Annotated in this window: 15 protein-coding genes; 1 reads left to right on the forward strand and 14 read right to left on the reverse strand. The window is 66.5% G+C overall.

What is annotated here, in order from left to right; genetic code table 11:
* Positions 1-360 precede the first annotated feature (360 nt).
* The 12 genes from tyrS to A5777_RS16530 all read right to left on the reverse strand — a co-directional run bounded on the left by tyrS (position 361) and on the right by A5777_RS16530 (position 14,790).
* Positions 361-1,662 carry a tyrosine--tRNA ligase gene (gene tyrS, locus A5777_RS16475; RefSeq protein WP_064863468.1) on the reverse strand — a complete coding sequence of 434 codons (1,302 nt, stop codon included), beginning with the start codon at positions 1,660-1,662 and terminating at the stop codon, positions 361-363.
* Between the two features lie 55 nt (positions 1,663-1,717).
* The gene (locus A5777_RS16480; protein WP_064863469.1) at positions 1,718-1,930 is read right to left on the reverse strand and encodes a Trm112 family protein; all 213 of its coding nucleotides are present in this window, start codon (positions 1,928-1,930) and stop codon (positions 1,718-1,720) included.
* A 115-nt stretch (positions 1,931-2,045) separates the two neighbouring features.
* A complete protein-coding gene (locus tag A5777_RS16485; protein ID WP_064863483.1) occupies positions 2,046-5,129 on the reverse strand; it encodes an AMP-binding protein in 3,084 nt (1,027 codons plus the stop codon).
* A 107-nt stretch (positions 5,130-5,236) separates the two neighbouring features.
* Complete coding sequence (gene argH / locus A5777_RS16490; RefSeq protein WP_064863470.1) at positions 5,237-6,694, reverse strand: argininosuccinate lyase; 1,458 nt, start codon at positions 6,692-6,694, stop codon at positions 5,237-5,239.
* Positions 6,687-7,889: an argininosuccinate synthase gene (locus A5777_RS16495; RefSeq protein ID WP_049698547.1), complete on the reverse strand. Its 1,203-nt coding sequence runs from the start codon at positions 7,887-7,889 to the stop codon at positions 6,687-6,689. Before A5777_RS16495 ends, argH begins: the two co-directional genes overlap by 8 nt.
* A gap of 151 nt (positions 7,890-8,040) precedes the next feature.
* On the reverse strand, positions 8,041-8,538 hold the full coding sequence (locus A5777_RS16500; RefSeq protein WP_039856974.1) for an arginine repressor: 498 nt from the start codon (positions 8,536-8,538) through the stop codon (positions 8,041-8,043).
* A 32-nt stretch (positions 8,539-8,570) separates the two neighbouring features.
* Positions 8,571-9,494 (reverse strand): ornithine carbamoyltransferase, encoded by a 924-nt coding sequence (gene argF / locus A5777_RS16505; protein WP_005208889.1) that lies wholly within the window; start codon positions 9,492-9,494, stop codon positions 8,571-8,573.
* Complete coding sequence (locus A5777_RS16510; protein WP_039856957.1) at positions 9,491-10,678, reverse strand: acetylornithine transaminase; 1,188 nt, start codon at positions 10,676-10,678, stop codon at positions 9,491-9,493. Before A5777_RS16510 ends, argF begins: the two co-directional genes overlap by 4 nt.
* On the reverse strand, positions 10,675-11,727 hold the full coding sequence (gene argB / locus A5777_RS16515) for an acetylglutamate kinase (protein ID WP_005208894.1): 1,053 nt from the start codon (positions 11,725-11,727) through the stop codon (positions 10,675-10,677). The genes A5777_RS16510 and argB overlap by 4 nt, the downstream gene beginning before the upstream one ends.
* Entirely contained in the window at positions 11,724-12,944 is a 1,221-nt protein-coding gene (gene argJ, locus A5777_RS16520) for a bifunctional glutamate N-acetyltransferase/amino-acid acetyltransferase ArgJ (RefSeq protein WP_051994129.1), read from the reverse strand. Before argJ ends, argB begins: the two co-directional genes overlap by 4 nt.
* 71 nt (positions 12,945-13,015) lie before the next feature.
* A complete protein-coding gene (gene argC / locus A5777_RS16525) occupies positions 13,016-14,053 on the reverse strand; it encodes an N-acetyl-gamma-glutamyl-phosphate reductase (RefSeq protein ID WP_005208897.1) in 1,038 nt (345 codons plus the stop codon).
* Positions 14,054-14,091: 38 nt separating this feature from the next.
* Complete coding sequence (locus A5777_RS16530) at positions 14,092-14,790, reverse strand: TetR/AcrR family transcriptional regulator (protein ID WP_039856960.1); 699 nt, start codon at positions 14,788-14,790, stop codon at positions 14,092-14,094.
* A gap of 123 nt (positions 14,791-14,913) precedes the next feature.
* On the opposite strand from A5777_RS16530, the gene A5777_RS16535 reads away from it, so the two are divergent.
* Complete coding sequence (locus A5777_RS16535; protein ID WP_005208901.1) at positions 14,914-15,591, forward strand: DUF4386 domain-containing protein; 678 nt, start codon at positions 14,914-14,916, stop codon at positions 15,589-15,591.
* Positions 15,592-15,621: 30 nt separating this feature from the next.
* On the opposite strand, the gene pheT is transcribed toward A5777_RS16535, so the two are convergent.
* Positions 15,622-18,096: a phenylalanine--tRNA ligase subunit beta gene (gene pheT / locus A5777_RS16540; RefSeq protein WP_005208903.1), complete on the reverse strand. Its 2,475-nt coding sequence runs from the start codon at positions 18,094-18,096 to the stop codon at positions 15,622-15,624.
* Positions 18,097-18,153: 57 nt separating this feature from the next.
* Positions 18,154-19,215, reverse strand: coding sequence for a phenylalanine--tRNA ligase subunit alpha (gene pheS / locus A5777_RS16545; protein ID WP_005208904.1), 1,062 nt, complete (start codon positions 19,213-19,215; stop codon positions 18,154-18,156).
* Between the last annotated feature and the right edge of the window lie 18 nt (positions 19,216-19,233).

A 19,233-nucleotide genomic window follows, 5' to 3' on the forward strand; every position in this document is an offset into this window, starting at 1 on the left:
TCCAAAAACTTGGACACACGATGCCAAAATATGGCATCAGACAATCTTGTCAATACACTATCGAGTTCTCAAAGAACACACACCTACCAGCGCCACCCCGCATGGCGAGGCGCTCTCTAGTAAGCTGGTGTTTGGATTTTGCTGACCCCGTCTCCGGAGCAACTCTTCCAAGCTACCAGATCCGATTCGCGTTCGCAACACTGTGTGTTGCGGGCTATTCGTTTCTGGCCGCATCGGTGTTCCAGGCTATCAGACCTGAGACACTGCAGTTTCCCCGATTCCGTGTCGGCCCCGGGGTCTTGCTCGCTGCGGTGCAACAAGAAAGTTACACACACGGGAACAGCGCGTCAAATCGCCTGGTCAGAGCGTTAAACGAGCGCCGGCAAAGCTCTTCTTACCGCGTCGGATGACCAGCCAACGGCCGTGAAGCAGGTCGGAAGTGCCTGGAGTCCACTCCGGATCGGTGATCTTGGCGTTGTTGACGTAGGCACCCCCTTCCCCGATCGCGCGCCGTGCAGCTTTATTGCTCTCAGAGAGCCCGCTGTCCACCAGAAGTCCGACGAGCGTCGGTGCGTCGGAGCTGTACTCGGCGATCGTCGTCTCGCCCAGTGCTGCGGCGAGCGTCGACTCATCGAGATCGGCCAGTTCGGCGCGACCGAACAATGCCTGGCTGGCGAGTTCCACGGCCTGGGTATTGGCTGCGCCGTGGATGAGTGTCGTCATCTCCGCTGCGAGGCGCTTCTGCGCCAACCGGAGATGCGGCGTCTCTTCGGTTGCGCGCTCCAGCTCGCCGATCTCCTCGCGCGTGAGGAACGTGAACCACTTCAGGTAGCAGACGACGTCGGCGTCGGACGTGTTCACGAAGTACTGGTACCAGGCGTAGGGACTGGTGAGTTCCGGGTCGAGCCAGAGGCTTCCGCCGCCGGTCGACTTACCAAACTTCTTGCCATCCGACGAGGTCACGAGCGGAACCGTCAGCGCGTGCACGGTGTTTCCGGTGATTCGGCGCGTGAGATCGACACCGCCGACGATGTTTCCCCACTGATCCGAGCCGCCGATCTGCAGGCTGCACCCGTGCCTGCGGTGCAGTTCGAGGTAGTCGTTGGACTGCAGCAGCAGATAGCTGAACTCGGTGTAGCTGATGCCATCGGACTCGAGGCGTCGTCGAACCGTCTCTCGAGCGAGCATCACGTTGACCGAGAAGTGCTTACCGAGGTCGCGAAGGAACTCGATGGCGCTGAGCCCTGCCGTCCACTCCATGTTGTTGACGAGGAGCGCGCTGTTCGGGCTGTCGTCGAATCGCAGGAAGCTGGCCAACTGGTCGCCGATGCGTCCCGTCCATCCGCCTACAGTGTCGACGGAGTTCATCGTCCGCTCACCGACGTCGCGCGGGTCGCCGATGAGTCCGGTGGCACCGCCGGCAAGAGCGATGGGCCGGTGACCTGCGAGCTGAAAGCGACGCAGCGTCAACAACGGCACCAGGTGTCCGGCGTGCAGGCTCGACGCCGTCGGGTCGAACCCGGCGTACACGGTGATCGGGCCCGCCTCGACCGCGGAGCGCAGTTCGTCGATGTCGGTTGACTGTGCGATCAACCCTCGCCACTGCAGATCGTCGAGAATGTGCGAACCGTCGATTCGGTCTTCAGAGGTCAGTGTGCTCACACATCGATCTTGTCATCCACCCCCGCGGGGTCGTCGCAGACCCGACCCCTGGTGATCAGGCAGATGTCAGGCGTTCGTGCTCGGCGTCGGCGACCGCCCGTGCTTCGGTGGCCAACATGACCGGGATGCCGTCGGCGTCGATCCGGTAAGCGACGCGAAGCCGCGGGTTGTAGAGCTCGTCGCCCGCGTCGAGCAGTGGCCCATGATCTTGCGGGCACACCAGCCGGTCACGAACGATCGGATCCAGTGACTGCGCGCGAGAACTCATCGACTTTGCTTCCTCTCTCAGCGGATATTCCCCAGCGACTGTTCGCACTGCCGCGGGGCATGCCAGCAAGCCTAGTGGCGCGCGCGAACGTGTCGGTCACCCAGTCGCCGCGACATCACCGTGTGCCGGTCGCCGTTTCCCCGACTCTCGTCCTCGTCGGTGTGGCCGTGGTGGCCGCCGCTTTCGCCGAGGTCGTGCGGCCGCGCGACGATGCTGACGAGGAGTCTGCGGAGGCCGGTAGCCAGTCCACTCGGCTCACCGCAGTCTTGGTGAACCGTCGGTACCTGCCCTCCGAGTCGCGGTACCAGACCTTTGACCCGGGTTTGGGAACGCCGCGGGCCGCCAGTTCGCGTGCCTGTGGCCGATACGACTCCGACACCGGAATCTCGTCGACGATCCAGACCAGATGGGGCCGGCGGTGCGCGGGCAGTGCGCCGAGCCCTAGTCGCAGTTGCGTGACGGTCAGTGAATCCACGTCGACGTCGGACCGCATGGTCAGCGCTGCCACGACGATCTGGCTTCCCGGATCGCCGAGCCGATAAGCGGCCACCTGGTCGACACCGGGTACGCGCGAAAGCAGTTGTTCGATCGGGGGAAGGTAGATGGGCCCTTCGACCGAATGCGCAACGGTGTCAACCGATCCCATGAACCACAAGTCGTCGTCGGAATCCCGGTAGAACAGGTGGCCGGACACCTCCCACCGGTCCTTGGGTGCGAAAACGTCACGCAAGACAGTCGCGGTGGTGTCGAAACGATGGCGCGATCGCGCCAGCAGCAGACCGACCTCGCCCTGCCCCGCACGATCTACGAAACCACTTTCGCCGACGACGAGACGTTCGGCGTCGACGTCGTACGCCGCGATCGCGACCTCGTTGGTCTCCGGAAGAGCGCGACCCATCGACCCGACCTTGTCGGCGGCGACGTTAGCGAGGATGGCCGACCCGTCGGCGGTCGCGAAGAACTCGAGAACGCGGGCGCGCGGAAACCGTTCACCGATCTCGTCCCACAGACCGGTGGGAAGTCCCGATCCCATGAACAACCGGATCGGATTGTGCTCGTTGACCTGAAAGTTCTTGTCGTGCAGTATCTCCCGCAACATCGACCAGGTATACGACACCACGGTGACGCCGTATCGATGAACCTCGGTGACAAAGTTCTCGGCGTCGACCCCCTCCGACAAGGCGATACGCGACCGGCCGACGGCTGTCGCCCCAAGCGTGGTCAGCAGTCCGGAGGCGTGGTGCAGCGGCGGGATGCAATAGACCGTGTCGCGGTCGGTGAGACCAGCCGCCGACGCCGCGCCGAACGCCGACATCGCAAACCGGTGATTGGTCACCGGCCACACGGCGAGTTTGCCGCGTGAGCGGGTGAAGAGGATGAACGCGAGATCGCCTGCGAGACCGGGATCCGGGCGGTACCACGCAGGCATCTGCACGACGTCGGGGTCGATCTGCTCCATGTCGATGATGGTGTGGCCGTCAGCGCCGTCGATCTCACGTGCCGACCCGCTTCCGCCACCGAGTACGAGCACCCGATCGCTGTGTGCGGTTGCGGTGTCGAGGTGAACGGGATCGCAGATGACGACGTTCGCGCCGGCCAGTCGCAGCATCTCCCCGACGTCGCCTTCACCGGCGAGGAGCACCGCAACCGCGCCCAATCGGGACAGTGCGGCAACGGCGACCAGCGCGCTCGGGCGCGTATCCATCAGGACGCCGATGTGCTCACCGGGGCGCACGCCGCACTGCACCAGTCCCGCCACCACGTTGTTGATGCGGGTGTCGACCTGAGAATGGGTGAGAACTCGATTCTCGAAGAGGAACACCTCGCGGTCGCTGCCCCAGTCGGTGTTCTCCGACATCAGCTTTCCCAGCGAGATCCGAGTGCCCGACTGGATCTGTCCGAGACGGAACAGTCGCGGCACCGTGCGGACGGATTCCTGTGCGACAGCCACCGATGTCCGCTGGACCGCGCCTGCCATTTCCCACAGCTCGCGGGACGCGCCGGCACCCGCATCGGCAACAGAACCGATGCCGTGGGTGATACGCGACAACAGTCCGACGCCGGTGCCTTTGCCGTCGATCGGTGCCTCCATCGGCTCCACGTGATCGGGCTCGGGCCCCAGGCCCTCCTGCCAATTGATCCATTCCGCAGTCGTCGGCCACGTACGAGTACCGGACGTACTTCCCACCACAAGTCCGAAATGGCCTACGGGCAACCGTGATTCGTACACGCGGGCTCGTGGCGCCGCACGGACGACACCTCGGATCGCGACCGGTTGCCCGATGTCGTCGACCTCCCCCACGAACCCCAGAACCGGAGCCGTGATCTCGGCGAGCGTCACCAGTTCTCCATTGATGACAAATCCGCCGGACACCATGCGATTGTGTGCGACGAACTGGCGCAGCAGTTCCGCGATGGCCGGCCCGGACCAGGCGACCCATCCTTCGGCTTCGAGGAAGCGTCGCTGGTCTTCGCGGGGCAGAAGCGCGTCGCGGTCGTGGAGTTGTCGGAGGAAGTCGAAGCGGCTGCGCGCGGTTTTCACCGGGTCGAGCATCTGGAAGCCGAGACGCGCGAGCCAACTCGGCACCCAGAGGTGGGGAAACACCTTGTCGGCCAGGACCTCGGCGCCCGGCGCAACCAGCGCTGCAGGGAGCCCGAGCGGTAACGCCGCAAGAACGTCGACGGGGCTACCGAAGGTGATCACGCTCGCCACGCCGCGGGATCGTCGATACGCGGCTGCCTGATAGGCGAACATGCCGCCCTGCGAGTAGCCGGCAACGTGAACGTCGCGGCCGGTGGACTCGATGATCCAGTCGACCGCCTCACTCACCGCGACCACGTGATCGGCGAGGTTGCGCTCCATCCCGCCCTCTTCGTGGTCGGGAGACCCGAAGTCGACGACCCATGGGGTGATGCCGTGGCGGTGCAACACCGAGACCGCGCCATTGTGTTCGGTCACGTCATAGACGTTGGCGGACACCATCATCGGGGGGATCAACACGATGTTGGGTCCGGTTGCGGGGGCATCCGGGAAATAGCGCCGCAACCGGAACATCCGTGTGGTCTCGACCACGGTGAACGGCGCGGGCTCGGTTCCGGTCTGCAGACCGCCGTACCGGAGCACCTCGAGCCCGTTCTGTGCCGTCGCGAGGACACGCTCGGCGAAGGCCTTCACGTCGGGAATGCCGCCGCCTGACATCAACCACGCTCCTCCCCACACACCGGATGGTGATCCAAGTCACTCTACCCAGCTCGGTCAACTCGCACCGTACACGGATCGACTTGGACCCCGCGCACTCGTCGGCCTCACTGTGACCGTGAACTCACCGACCACCGCGAGCGCAACGCGGGAAGCTCCCGATCGAGGACGTCGAGCTGTCGCTGCACCTGCGACGGAGCGGTTCCGCCGTAGGCGTCGCGCGACTCGATGGATCCGCGAACGGTCAGCACCTCGCGAACCTGTGGCGTGAGAGCCGGATCGATCGACGCGAACGTGGCGTCGTCGAGTTCGTCGAGTCCGACGCCACGGCTCTCTGCCTCACGCACGCACGCACCGGCGACCTCGTGCGCTACGCGGAACGGAACGCCTTGACGCACAAGCCATTCGGCGATGTCGGTGGCGAGGGTGAATCCCGCGGGAGCCAGTTCGGCCATCCGGTCCTCGTGGAACTCGAGTGTGCCGACCATGCCTGCGATCGCAGGCAACAGCAGTTCGAGCTGCGCGACGGCGTCGAACACCGGCTCTTTGTCTTCCTGCAGGTCGCGGTTGTAGGCGAGCGGCTGGGCCTTCAGGGTCGCCAGCAGGCCGGTGAGGTCACCGATCAATCTGCCGGCTTTGCCTCGTGTGAGTTCCGCGACGTCGGGGTTTTTCTTCTGCGGCATGATCGAGCTGCCCGTCGACCAGGCGTCGGCGAGCGTGACGTAACCGAATTCGGCGGTGCTCCACAGGATCACCTCTTCGGCGAGTCGCGACAGATCGACGGCGATCATCGCGAAGACGAACGATGCCTCGGCCGCGAAGTCTCGCGACGACGTCGCGTCGATCGAGTTCTCCGCGGCGGCCGAAAACCCCAGATCAGCGGCGATCGCCTCCGGATCGAGGCCGAGTGACGAACCAGCCAATGCACCGGACCCGTACGGGGACACCGCAGTTCGACGATCCGCGTCGGCAAGCCTGTCGACGTCGCGGATCAGCGGTTGCGCGTGCGCGAGCAGATGATGTGCGAGCAGCACCGGCTGGGCTGCCTGCAGATGTGTCTTGCCCGGCATGACGGCGTCGGGATGTGCGCGAGCCTGAGCCGTCAACGCCTCGACGACGTCGAGCACACCTGTTGCGATCGAGCGCATCGCCTCGCGCAGCCACATGCGGAAGAGCGTGGCGACCTGATCGTTGCGCGACCGTCCGGCGCGCAGCCTGCCACCGAGGTCGGCTCCGACGCGCTCGATGAGTCCGCGTTCGAGGGCGCCATGCACGTCCTCGTCGGACTCGGCGGCCACAAAGGTGCCGTCGGCGACGTCGCTCGCGAGCTGGTCGAGACCGGCGAGCATGGCGGTCAGATCGTCGTCGGACAGCAGGCCCGCGCGGTTAAGAACCCTGGCATGCGCCTTCGACGCCTGGATGTCGAACGGGGCGAGCACCCAGTCGAACTGCGTCGACTTGCTCAGCGCCGCCATCGCGTCGGCGGGTCCCGACGCGAAGCGACCCCCCCAGAGCGACCCCTTATTCGTTGTCCCCTGCTGGGCTGAGAGGCCCTGATCACTCACTGAGCAGGTCCCGCTTGGCCGCGATCTTCGACGACAGGCCGTGCAGCTCGACGAATCCACGTGCAGCGGACTGATCGAAGCTGTCGCCCTCGTCGTAGGTCGCGAGGTTGAAGTCATACAGCGACTCGCCGCTGCGGCGGCCGTTGACCGAGATGTGGCCACCGTGCAGCACGAGGCGGATCTCGCCGGAGACATGCTCCTGCGTGGAGTCGACGAAGGTGTCCAGCGAGCGCTTGAGAGGTGAGAACCAGAGGCCGTCGTACACCAGCTCGGCCCACTTCTGGTCGGTCCGACGCTTGAAGCGTCCGAGTTCGCGCTCGAGCGTGACGTGCTCGAGCTCTTCGTGGGCGGTGATCAGCACCATCGCGCCGGGAGCCTCGTAGATCTCGCGGCTCTTGATGCCGACGAGGCGGTCTTCGACGACGTCAAGGCGGCCGACACCCTGTGCGCCCGCGCGGCGGTTGAGTTCCTCGATCGCCTCCAGCACGCTGACCGGGCGACCGTCGATGGCGATCGGGCGACCCTTGTCGAACGTGATGATGACCTCGTCGGGCGAGTTCCAGTTGATCGTCGGATCCTCGGTGTAGCTGTAGACGTCCTTGGTGGGCGCATTCCACAGGTCCTCGAGGAAGCCGGTCTCGACAGCTCGACCCCACACGTTCTGGTCGATCGAGAACGGCGACTTCTTGGTCACATTGATCGGGATGTCGTTCTCCTCGGCGAAGGAGATGGCCTTCTCGCGCGTCCACGCGTAGTCGCGGACGGGGGCGATGACCTCGAGATCTGGTGCGAGCGAAGCGAAACCGACCTCGAAGCGCACCTGGTCGTTGCCCTTACCCGTGCAGCCGTGCGCGACGACGGTGCCGCCGTGATCGCGTGCCGCGGTCACGAGATGCTTGGCGATCAGCGGGCGCGACAGTGCCGACACCAACGGGTACCGGTCCATGTACAGCGCATTCGACGTGATCGCGGGCAGGCAGTAGTCGTCGGCGAACTCGTCGCGTGCGTCGACGAGCACGGCTTCGACGGCACCGCAGTCGAGCGCGCGTTGGCGGACGACCTCCATGTCCTCGCCGCCCTGTCCGAGGTCGAGCGCAACGGCGACGACCTCCTTACCGGTCTCCTTGCCGATCCAACTGATAGCGACCGAGGTGTCGAGGCCGCCGGAGTATGCAAGTACGACGCGTTCCGCCATGGTGGTGTGTGCTCCTATGTCGTGGTTCGACATCCATCATCGGATGTCGTGCCCGATGCGATCGGGCTGGGGTCTGTTTGTCGGTCCGGGTTTCGGGCCTCGGTGTGTCCGACTCCGGCTCAGGGGCCGCCGGGGCGTCGGTAAGGGGTTGTCACACGAGGCCCTCGATTCGTCGTGCGAGCTCGGCCCCGTCGATCGGTGCGCGTGCGCACACGAAGATCGTGTCGTCGCCCGCAATTGTGCCCACGACGTCGGGCAAGCTGGCCCGGTCGATCGCACTGGCCAGGTAGTGCGCGGCGCCGGGCGGGGTGCGCAGCACGGCGAGGTTTCCGCTCGCATCCGTCGACACCAGCAGTTCGCTGAGCAGGCGAGACAGTCGGGCAGTACCGCCGAACACCCCACGAACGGGCGCACCATCCTCGGGGACGACGTACACGCCGACGCCGCCGTCGGCCGCGCGCAACTTGACGGCGCCGAGTTCGTCGAGGTCGCGTGAGAGTGTGGCCTGCGTGGCGTCGACTCCCCTGCCGGCGAGCAACTGCTGCAACTCCGACTGCGACCGCACCTGATGGGAACCGAGCACTTCGACGATGAGCGCGTGTCGCCCTGCTCGCGTGCTCGCGAGCCTGGTGTCGGTGTGGTCGGCGATGCGCGCGGCGGCGCCCGCATCAGCGTTGCTGGTCACTTCTGCCCCAACAGCCAGATGAGCATGGCCTTCTGCGCATGCAACCTGTTCTCCGCCTCGTCGAGAACCGCACTCGCGGGGCCGTCGATCACCTCATCGGTGATCTCATCGCCGCGGTGAGCGGGCAGGCAGTGCAAGACGATCGCGTCCTTGTCCGCCACTGCGAGGAGGTCGGAGTTGATCTGGTACGGCCGGAACGGCGCGCGACGATCCTTGCCGTCGTCCTCCTGCCCCATGGAGACCCACGTGTCGGTGACCAACACATCGGCCCCACGCGAGGCGGCGACAGGATCGGATTCGACGCTGACCGATCCCCCGGTCAACGCAGCCCGCTTCTCGGCGTCGGCGATCACGACCGGGTCGGGCTCGAAACCGTCGGGCGCACTGATCGTCACGTGCATTCCCGCGGTCGCGCCGCCGAGCGCCAACGAATGCGCCATGTTGTTCGCACCGTCGCCGAGGTAGGTCATCGTCAGCCCCGCGGTGCGACCCTTGCGTTCGACGATGGTCTGCAGGTCGGCGAGCACCTGACAGGGATGGAACAGATCCGAGAGCGCATTGACGATCGGAATCGACGCCGTCGAGGCCATCGCTTCGAGGCGCTCCTGCCCAAAGGTCCGCCACACGACGGCCTCCACGAACCGTGACAGCACCCGGCCGGTGTCCTCGAGCGATTCGTCGCGGCCGAGCTGAGTGGTGCGTCCGTCGACGACGACGGCGTGACCACCCATCTGCGCGATGCCCATCTCGAACGAGAACCTCGTCCTCGTGGAGTTCTTGTCGAAGATCACCCCGACTCCCCGGGGACCCTCGAGCGGTCGGTAGGCGAACGGCTGGCGCTTCACCTCGGCGGCAAGGGCAAGCACTTCGGCCTGCTCGTCCGGTGTCAGGTCGTCGTCGCGAAGAAAATGTCTGGTCACTGTGCGCTGCTCTCGTCGGTTGCGGCGTCGAGGATCTGCGGCAGTGCTGCGACGAAGTCGCCGGCCTGCTCCTCGGTGAGGATGAGGGGCGGCGCGAGCCGCAGGACGTCGGGAGCCGGCGCGTTGATGAGGAATCCGTTGTCGCGAGCGGTCGACTCAACCTTCGCCGACACCGGCGCGGTGAGCACGACGCCGAGCAGCAGCCCTGACCCGCGCACGTGGGAGATCAGCGGATGGTCGAGTGCTTCAACGCCCGTTGCGATCGACTTTCCCACGGCGGCAACATGATCGACGAGGTTGCTGTTGTCGATCTCGTCGAGGACCGCGAGCGCCGCGGCCGCCGACACCGGGTTACCGCCGAATGTCGTGCCGTGCTGTCCCGGGGAGAACAGTTCCGCAGCGGGGCCCGTGGCGATGGTCGCCCCGATGGGCAACCCGCCGCCGAGCCCCTTGGCGAGAGTCATGACGTCCGGCACGATCCCCGCCGCCTGGTGTGCGAAAAACGTTCCGGTACGACCGATTCCCGTCTGCACCTCGTCGAGAATGAGCAGCGCGCCGTGCTCGGCGGTGAGCCTGCGCGCGTGCGCGAGGTAGTCCGCAGGCGGAACGATGACCCCGGACTCTCCGAGGATCGGCTCGAGAATCACCGCTGCGGTCTCCGACGACACGGCGGCGGTCAAAGCGTCGACGTCGCCGTAGGGCACGAAATCGACCCCTGCGGGCATCGGTTCGAACGGTGCGCGCTTCGCCGGTTGACCGGTCATGGCGAGCGCACCCATGGTGCGTCCGTGAAATGCCTTGTCCGCGGCCACGATCTGCGGCCTGCCGGTGAGTCTGGCCAGCTTGAATGCCGCCTCGTTGGCTTCGGTTCCGGAGTTGCAGAAGAACACCCGGCCCGGCTGCCCGAACTTGTCGAGAAGACGCTCGGCGAGTTCGACGACCCGCGGGTTGATGTACAGGTTCGAGACGTGACCGAGTGTCTGGAGTTGCTCTGTCACCGCGGCCACGATCGCGGGGTGCGCGTGACCCAATGCGTTCACCGCGATGCCACCGAGTAGATCGAGGTAGCGGTTGCCGTCGGCGTCCCACACGTAGGCTCCCTCGCCCTTCGTCAGGGCGATCGGCGGCGTGCCGTAATTCTTCATGAGGGCGGATGACCACCGCTCCTGCCAGGGTGCGGTCATGAGTGAGACGCTCCGTCTGTGTCTAGCGTGGTGTGCGTGGTTGCGGGAGAGAGGTTTTCGGGCGCGACGACGGTTGTCCCGGTGCTCGTCGCGGTCAGCAGTTCGGCCAAGACAGCGTGCGGCACACGGCCGTCGACGACATGAGCTCGCCCGACACCGCCTTCGACCGCACGCAGGCACGCCTCCATCTTGGGCACCATGCCCGCGTCGAGACTCGGAAGCAGTTGTGCCAGTGCGTCGGTCGAGATCTGCGACACGAGCGACGAGCGGTCGGGCCAATCGGTGTAGAGACCCTCGACGTCGGTGAGCATCACCAGCCGGGAGGCGCCGAGCGCCTCGGCGAGGGCGCCCGCAGCGGTGTCGGCGTTGATGTTGTGGACGACGCCGTCACGGTCGGGTGCGAGTGTCGAGACGACCGGAATCCGTCCCGCACCAACGAGATCGAGCACCGCGGAGGTGTTGACCGAGGAGATGTCGCCGACGAGTCCGATGTCCGTGGCAACTCCGTCGACGAGGACCGTGCGCCGCGTCGCCGTGAACAGGTTGGCGTCCTCACCGGTGAGGCCGACGGCATAGGGTCCGTGCGCGTTGATCAACCCGACGAGCTCGCGACCGACCTGACCGAACAGCACCATCCGCGCCACGTCCATCACCTCGGGCGTGGTCACGCGGAACCCGCCACGGAACTCGCCCGTCAGGCCGAGACGTGCGAGCATCGCCGAGATCTGTGGTCCGCCACCGTGCACCACGATCGGGTGCATGCCACAGGCGCGCAAGAAGACGATGTCGGCGGCGAAGGCGCGTTTGAGGTCGTCGTCGATCATCGCGTTGCCGCCGTACTTCACGACGACGGTTGCGCCGTGCATGGCCTGCAGCGCAGGCAACGACTCCGCGAGGATCGCAGCCTTCTCCACGCCGCTGATCGAGCCGTCCCCGCCGGGCGAGCCAGCTCCGCTGAGCGAGCCGTCCCCGCCGAGCGAGCCGTCCCCGCCGAGCGAGCCGTCCCCGCCGAGCGAGCCGTCCCCGCTGATCGAGCTTGTCGAGATCATGACGAATACGCCGAGTTCTCTTCGACGTACGCGTGCGAGAGGTCGGTGGTCCGGATGCTGCCGGTCTCCGCGCCCAGGCCGAGGTCGACGAGGACCGCGACGTCGGGACCCGACAGGTCGACGTCACGCGCGCCGTCGACGCCGGTGCCGTTGACGCAGACCGCTTTGCCGTTGAACGACACCGTGATTCGGTCCGGGTCGATGGTGACCGGTGCGATCCCCGTCGCCGCGAGCACGCGCCCCCAATTGGGGTCCGACCCGAAAAGCGCTGTCTTGACCAGACTGTCGCGGGCGATGGTGCGCGCCACTGCGATGGCGTCGTCTTCGGTGGCAGCACCGGTAACCGTGATGACGATGCGCTTGGTGACACCCTCGGCGTCGGCCATCAGCTGCGCCGCGAGGTCGTCGCACACCGACAGCACGGCGGCGTCGAGTTCGGTTTGCTCGACGGGGATCTGGCTGGCGCCGGAGCTGAGCAGGAGGACTGTGTCGTTGGTCGACGTCGAGCCGTCGATGTCGAGCCTGTCGAACGTCGTCGACGTCGCGCGCCGCAGCGCGAGGTCGAGTTGTTCTGCGCTGGCCCGCGCATCGGTGGTCAGCACGCACAGCATCGTCGCGAGCGAGGGTGCCATCATGCCTGCACCCTTGGCCATTCCGCCGATGTTCCACCCCTGTGGATGGTGCAGCGCAACCTGTTTCGGCACGGTGTCGGTCGTCATGATCGCGTAGGCGGCGTCGGTTCCGCCGGAGAGTCCGCCGCCCATCTCCTGGACGATCTCGGTCACACCCGCGAGCACCTTGTCCATCGGGAGGCGATCACCGATGAGACCGGTGGAACAGACGGCGACCTCGACGGCCCCGGTCTCGGTTCCCCAGTTGCTCAGCGCTTCGGCAACGGCCTCTGCCGTCGCGTGCGTGTCCTGGAAGCCCAGCGGACCGGTACAGGCGTTGGCGCCACCAGAATTGAGGACGACGGCGCGCAGCCTGCCGGTGGTGAGCACTTGCTTGCTCCACAGCACCGGCGCAGCCTTCACCTGATTGCGGGTGAAGACGCCTGCCGCCGAATAGTCGGGGCCCTCGTTGAAGACCAGTGAAAGGTCGGGGGCGCCGGAAGCCTTGATACCAGCGGCGATTCCCGCCGCGCGGAATCCGAGCGGAGCGGTCACACCCTGATTGCGCAGCAGGCGCGGGCCGGTCGCAGGCGCGCCACCGGTGATCCGATCGTCGTCGACCTGCGTCGTTGTGTTGCCTGCTGTCGAATTGCCTTCTGCGGCATTGCCACTCGAGCTCACGGTGCCACTCCCACGGTGCTCAGTCCTTCTGCTTCGTCCCAGTCCAACGCGAGGTTCATCGACTGGACGGCCGCGCCGCCGGTCCCCTTCGCGAGGTTGTCGATTGCACCGACCACCACGAGTGTTCCGACCCGCTCGTCGACGGTGACGGCGAGTTGCACTGCGTTGGAACCCATCACCGAGCCGGTCGCCGGAAGACTGCCCTCGGGAAGCAGATACACGAATTGCTCGTCGGCATACGCTTTCTCGTACACCGCGCGGACCTCGTCGGCCGACGCTGTGGTGCGCGCCGTGCACGTCGCGAGGATTCCGCGTGACATCGGAACGAGCACAGGCGTGAACGACACCGCGACCGGCTGGTCGGCGGCCTCCGAAAGCGCCTGCGAGATCTCCGGGGTGTGCCGATGCGACCCGCCGACGCCGTACGCACGTGCGGAACCGATCACCTCCGAGGCGAGTAGGACGACCTTGGGTGCCCGTCCCGCGCCCGACGTCCCGCTCACCGCGACGACCGTGACGTGTGGTTCCACGAGGCCGGCCGCAAGCGCCGGAAGCAGCGACAGGATCGAGACGGTCGGATAGCAACCGGGCACCGCGATCCGGCTCGCATTCCGCAGGACCTCACGGTTGCCGGGGATCTCGGGGAGTCCGTACGGCCAGGTACCCGCGTGATCGCCGCCGTAGTAGGCGACCCAGTCGTCGGAGTCACGGAGCCGGAAGTCGGCGCCGCAGTCGATGATCAGCGTCGTGGGAGGCAGAGCGTCGGCGATCTGTGCCGACGTTCCGTGTGGCAGGGCGAGGAACACGACGTCGTGACCAGCCAACACGTCGGGCGTCGTTTCCTGCAGTTCACGCTGCGCCAACGGCAACAGGTTGGGATGATGGGCACCGAGCAGCGATCCTGCGTTGCCGCCCGCCGTCAGGGCGCCGATCTCGAGGTCGCCTGATCGCAGACGCGGGTGTCCGCACAGGAGACGAAGCACTTCCCCACCCGCATAACCGCTCGCACCGGCGACAGCCACCTTGATCGTCATACACATCATTATGCATGGCGACGCAAATCAATACGGAACTAGGTCGGCGGGTGCACCGAAGTAGATTCCCAAACGGCGTCGTGTAGTCGTTCGACGGCCTCGAGAATCAGATCCACCGCGAACTCGAACTCGAAGTCGTCGTCGCAGCCAGCGGGCCCCGTACGGGCGCGAGCATCGAGGGCGATCGCCGTCACTGCGGGATATCGTTTCGCGAACTCGGCCTCCGCTGCCGCCCGGGCCGCCGGACCGAGGTCGGACGACGGCGCGGCACTACCGGTGAACACTTCCGCCGTGAAGCCCCAGATCCGTGACCCGACTACGTGCATGGCGTGGTGGGTCAGATCGACTGCGATGCCTCCGTCGATGAACTCCGCCGCCAGGGAATCCATGTACGCGAGCGCGCCCGGCGTCGGAGTGTGACGGGATTCGATCGCTGTGCGCATCCACGGGTGCGTCAGGTACACGCGCCGTGCGGCGAGTATTCGCGAGCGCACCGACCTGCGCCATCCCTGCGCAGAGGACGCGGGGTAGGAATCGACGACGACATCGATCATTCCGTCGACCAGGTCACTCTTGTTGGCCACATGCTTGTACAGCGCCATGGGCACCACGTCGAGCTCGGTCGCAAGCGCGCGCATGGTGACCGCGTCGAATCCCTCTGTATCGGCAAGGCGAACGGCACAGCCGAGCACTCGCCCTCGGTCGAGCGGAATTCGCTGGGCTGAGTCATCCGGCATACCCGAGACCCTAGCGAAGCCTTGACCAGGTGTACGTCGTACACCTACTCTCAGCGGTGTACGCCGTACACCGCTGAGACGGCACGCGTCACGGACACCAAGGCCACAGGCAGGAGACCCCGCATGGTCGAATCGAATGACCGAGCGCGAGCCCGATGGGCCGGCATCTGGTACCTCGTCACCTTCGCGACGTCGATTCCGGCTCTCGCTCTCGAGAAGCCCTTCCTCGACGGCGATCCCGCCGCATCGGTGGCCGCTGCCCAGTTCGGATGCGTGCTGGAGGTCATCCTCGCCGTGAGCTGCGTCGGCACCGCAATTGCGCTCTACCCCATCATTCGACGCCACAGCGATGCCCGCGCACGAGGCTTCATCGCGTCTCGCACCGTCGAAGCGACGCTCGTGGTGATGGGAGTGGTGGCGGTACTGGCACTCGTCACGGTCCGGGATGACCCCGGCACACCGTCAGGAGTCGACGCGGCGCTCGTCGCACTTCACGATGGCGCGTTCCTCCTCGGACCTGGCCTGCTACCGGCAGTCAATGCGCTCCTGCTGGCTCCGGTGCTGTACGCGAACCGACTGGTTCCGCGCGCCATTCCCGCCCTCGGGATCATCGGCGCGCCGCTTCTGCTCGCGTCGGCAACAGCGACGATCCTCGGCCTCGTGTCACAGGTATCGACGATCGGCGCGCTCGCCGCCGCCCCCATCGCACTCTGGGAACTCGCGCTGGGCATCTGGCTGACCGCGCGTGGCGTGCGAGAGCACAGCGAGGCGTCGGCCAGCACACCAGTCGCCGTCTCGTGACGGGCTACCGCAAGCTATCGACGGCACGAACTACCTAAGCCGCGCGCCGACGCCCTCGGTCGCGCGGGCCACGGCAGCCAGTTTGGCCGCGGTCGCCTCGTCTTCGGTGAGGGTCCGATCGCCCGCCCGGAACTTCAGCGCGAAGGTCAACGACTTGTTGCCCTCGCCGACCTGCGCACCGGTGAAGACGTCGAAGAGCTCGATGGAGTCGAGAAGCTCTCCGGCGCCCTCGCGCAGCAACGCCTCCACGTCTGCCGCGGGCACGCCATCCGACACGACGACGGCAACGTCCTGGAGGACCGCCGGGAAGACCGAAATATGCGGCGCCGGCAGTGTCGCGTCGAGCGGCAGCGCGTCGACGTCGATCTCGACGGCGCACATCCGCTTCGGCAGCCCTGCACGTTCCAGCACCGCGGGATGGAGCTCGCCGGCATGTCCGACGACCCGACCGTCGACGACGACGGCCGCACACCGACCCGGATGCCAGGGCGCGTAGGTGTCGGCCGCCAAGGTGACGTCGACCCCGGCGGCGACGCCGATCTCGCGGGCCGCTTCAAAGGCGTCGAGGTAGTCGCCGGGCCTTCCGGGACCCCACGGGCCCGCCGGATCACGCAGCCCGGTCAGCGCAACCGCGACGTGCAGTGGCTGAGCGGGTAGCGAGTCGTCGAGTTGGGCGATCTCCTCGGCGGTCGGGCGTCGGGTCACGTCGAGTTCGGCCACCGGGCGCATGCGGTCGGTGGCGAGAACGACCTGTCCGATCGTGTACAGCGACAGGTCGCGCTGGCCGCGAGCAATATTGCGGGCGACCATCTCGAACAGCCCCGGTAGGAGCGTCGTGTTCAGCTCCGGTCGGTCGGACTCCAGCGGGTTGAGCACCTTGACCGTGCGGCGTCGAACGTCACCGGCGGGCAGGTCCCAGGTGTCGAAGACGCCGGCGGGCATGAACGGGAACGGCAGTACCTCGACGTAACCGTCGAGCGCGAGCGTACGGCCGATGCTGCGGCGTCGACGCTGGGTTGGCGTCAGCCCGCGCCCGCCCGGAGCCGATGGGAGAACGGCCGGAATGTCTTCGAGTCCTTCGAGTCGCAAGACTTCTTCGACGAGGTCGGCGCGCTGGCGTAGATCCGGCCGCCACGACGGGGGCGTGACGGTCAGCGGGTCGGTGCCGGTGACCGTGCACCCGACCTCGACGAGCCGAGCTGCGGTGGTGCCGGCCGGATAGGTGACCCCGGCCGTGCGGTCGGGTTCGTCGGCCGCGATCGTGATGGGCGCGGTCGCCGAAACCGCGATCCGCTCCTCGGAGAGTGGCGACGCAATGGCACCACCCGCGAGTTCGACGATGAGGCCGGCTCCGCGGTCAGAGCCGGCGGCGGTGATCTCCGGGTCGACGACGCGCTCGAACCGCTTGCTCGCCTCCGACGTGAGCTTGTGACGCTTTCCGGTCCGGAAGACACGGACGGGATCGAAGGTCGCCGCCTCGAGCAGAACGCGCGTGGTCTGCGGGCCCACCTCGGTGCTCTCGCCGCCCATCACGCCTGCCAGTGCGACTGGGCCACTGTCGTCGGCGATGACGACGTCCTCGGGATCGAGCTCGCGTACGACGCCGTCGAGCGTTGTCAGCTTCTCCCCCGACCGCGCGTTGCGGACGGTGATGGTCCCTGACAATTTGTCTGCGTCGAAGGCGTGCAGCGGCTGTCCCAGTTCGAGCATCACGTAATTGGTGACGTCGACGATGGCGGAGATCGGGCGGACCCCGGCAACCATCAGTCGCTTCTGCATCCACCACGGCGAGACCGCAGTCGGGTCGACGCCCTCGATGAGTCGCGCGGTGTATCGGGTTGCGCCGGAATCCTTCTCGATCGCCACCGGCCAGGGCGCACCGTCGGACACCGAGATGTCGGGGACCGAGGTACCGGGATCGACGAACGGCACGGTGAAGCTGCTCGCCAGCTCGCGGCCGAGTCCGCGGATCGAGAACGCGTAGCCACGGTCGGGGGTGACGTTGACGTCGATCGCGGCGTCGTCGAGTCCGAGAACCTCGCGAGCGTCGGCGCCGGGCTCGGCGGTGCCGGGCGCCAGGACGAGGATGCCGCTGTGATCGGTGCCGATGCCCAGTTCGGACACCGAGCAGATCATGCCGTCGGAGATGTGCCCGTACGTCTTACGGGACGCGATCTCGAACGGCCCCGGCAGCACGGTTCCGGGCAGAGCGGCAACGATGAGGTCGCCCTCCGCGAAATTGCGTGCCCCACAGACGATTCCGCGGGGTTCCGACTCCCCCACCTCGACCTGGCAGAAGCGAATGGGCTTCTTGAACTCGGTCAGTTCCTCGATGTGCTCGACACGCCCGATCACCAGCGGGCCGGTGATCTCGGGGAACGACTCGATGTCTTCGATCTCGAAACCGACACGGACGAAACCAGCGTCGATCTCCTCAGTGGTCGCCGACCAGGTCGGATCGCCGGCACGGAGTACCTCGGTGTACCAAGACTGCGGTGCACGCATCGGTCAATCAACTTCTTTCATCGAGTGGAATCGGTGCGGGTTGCGGCGTCGACCGGCTCAGGCCGCCGGGCCGAACGGGAGGCTGAAGCGGACGTCGCCCTCCACCATGTCGCGCATGTCCGAGATGTCGTTGCGGAATTGCAGGGTGCGTTCGAGTCCCATCCCGAACGCGAATCCGGAGTAGACGTCGGGGTCGATTCCGCTGGCGCGCAACACGTTCGGGTTGACCATGCCGCAGCCACCCCATTCGACCCAGCCCGCACCGCCCTTCTTGGCTGGGAACCAGACGTCGACCTCGGCCGACGGCTCGGTGAAGGGGAAATAGCTCGCACGCATACGCGTCGTGGTCTCGGGGCCGAAAAGCGCGCGAGCGAACGCTTCGAGCGTGCCGCGCAGATTGGCCATCGTCAGTCCCTTGTCGACGGCGAGGCCCTCGATCTGATGGAACACCGGCGTGTGGGTGGCGTCGAGCTCGTCGGTACGGAACGTCCGGCCGGGGCACGCGACGTAGATCGGAAGGTCTCGCGACAACATCGAACGCACCTGCACGGGCGACGTGTGCGTCCGGAGCACCTGACGTGACCCCTCGGGCGCGATGTAGAAGGTGTCCTGCATCGACCGCGCCGGATGATCCGGGAGAAAGTTCAGGGCGTCGAAGTTGTAGTGCTCGGTCTCTACCTCGGGCCCCTCTGCGATCTCCCACCCCATGCCGACGAAAACGTCGGCGACCTGCTCGGAGATCACTGTGATGGGATGACGTGCACCGCCGGGACGTCGACGACTCGGCAGCGTGACGTCGACCGATTCGGAGACGAGAACCGCGGCGTCGCGCTCGGCCTGCAGCTGCGACGTCCGACCGTCGAGGACCGCGTTGACCCGGCCGCGAACCTGGTTGACCAGTTTGCCTGCTTCGGATCGCTGGTCCTTCGGTAGCGAACCGAGAGCTCGACGGGCGAGCGCGATCGGCGAACGATCGCCGAGGTGTGCGGTCTTGGCGGCCGCGAGCGCATCGAGATCAGCGGCCGCGGCAAATGCCGCAGCGGCGGCGTCGGCCGCGACGTCGAGTTCCTCGGTGCTCGGGAACGTTGGCTGCGCGTGATCGTCGGCAGAGCTGGCCACGGTCGGCGGTCTCCTCGT

This window comes from Gordonia sp. 852002-10350_SCH5691597, from assembly GCF_001665715.1.
Lineage (GTDB): Bacteria > Actinomycetota > Actinomycetes > Mycobacteriales > Mycobacteriaceae > Gordonia > Gordonia sputi.

What these genes read in the sequence shown, in the direction of transcription:
- A5777_RS16480 (WP_064863469.1), bottom strand. Translation starts at nt 1,930, where the DNA reads ATGAGTTCTCGCGCGCAGTCACTGGATCCGATCGTTCGTGACCGGCTG.
- A5777_RS16485 (WP_064863483.1), bottom strand. Translation starts at nt 5,129, where the DNA reads ATGTCAGGCGGCGGCATTCCCGACGTGAAGGCCTTCGCCGAGCGTGTC.
- A5777_RS16495 (WP_049698547.1), bottom strand. Translation starts at nt 7,889, where the DNA reads ATGGCGGAACGCGTCGTACTTGCATACTCCGGCGGCCTCGACACCTCG.
- A5777_RS16510 (WP_039856957.1), bottom strand. Translation starts at nt 10,678, where the DNA reads ATGACCGCACCCTGGCAGGAGCGGTGGTCATCCGCCCTCATGAAGAAT.
- argB (WP_005208894.1), bottom strand. Translation starts at nt 11,727, where the DNA reads ATGATCTCGACAAGCTCGATCAGCGGGGACGGCTCGCTCGGCGGGGAC.
- argC (WP_005208897.1), bottom strand. Translation starts at nt 14,053, where the DNA reads ATGACGATCAAGGTGGCTGTCGCCGGTGCGAGCGGTTATGCGGGTGGG.
- A5777_RS16530 (WP_039856960.1), bottom strand. Translation starts at nt 14,790, where the DNA reads ATGCCGGATGACTCAGCCCAGCGAATTCCGCTCGACCGAGGGCGAGTG.
- A5777_RS16535 (WP_005208901.1), top strand. Translation starts at nt 14,914, where the DNA reads ATGGTCGAATCGAATGACCGAGCGCGAGCCCGATGGGCCGGCATCTGG.
- pheT (WP_005208903.1), bottom strand. Translation starts at nt 18,096, where the DNA reads ATGCGTGCACCGCAGTCTTGGTACACCGAGGTACTCCGTGCCGGCGAT.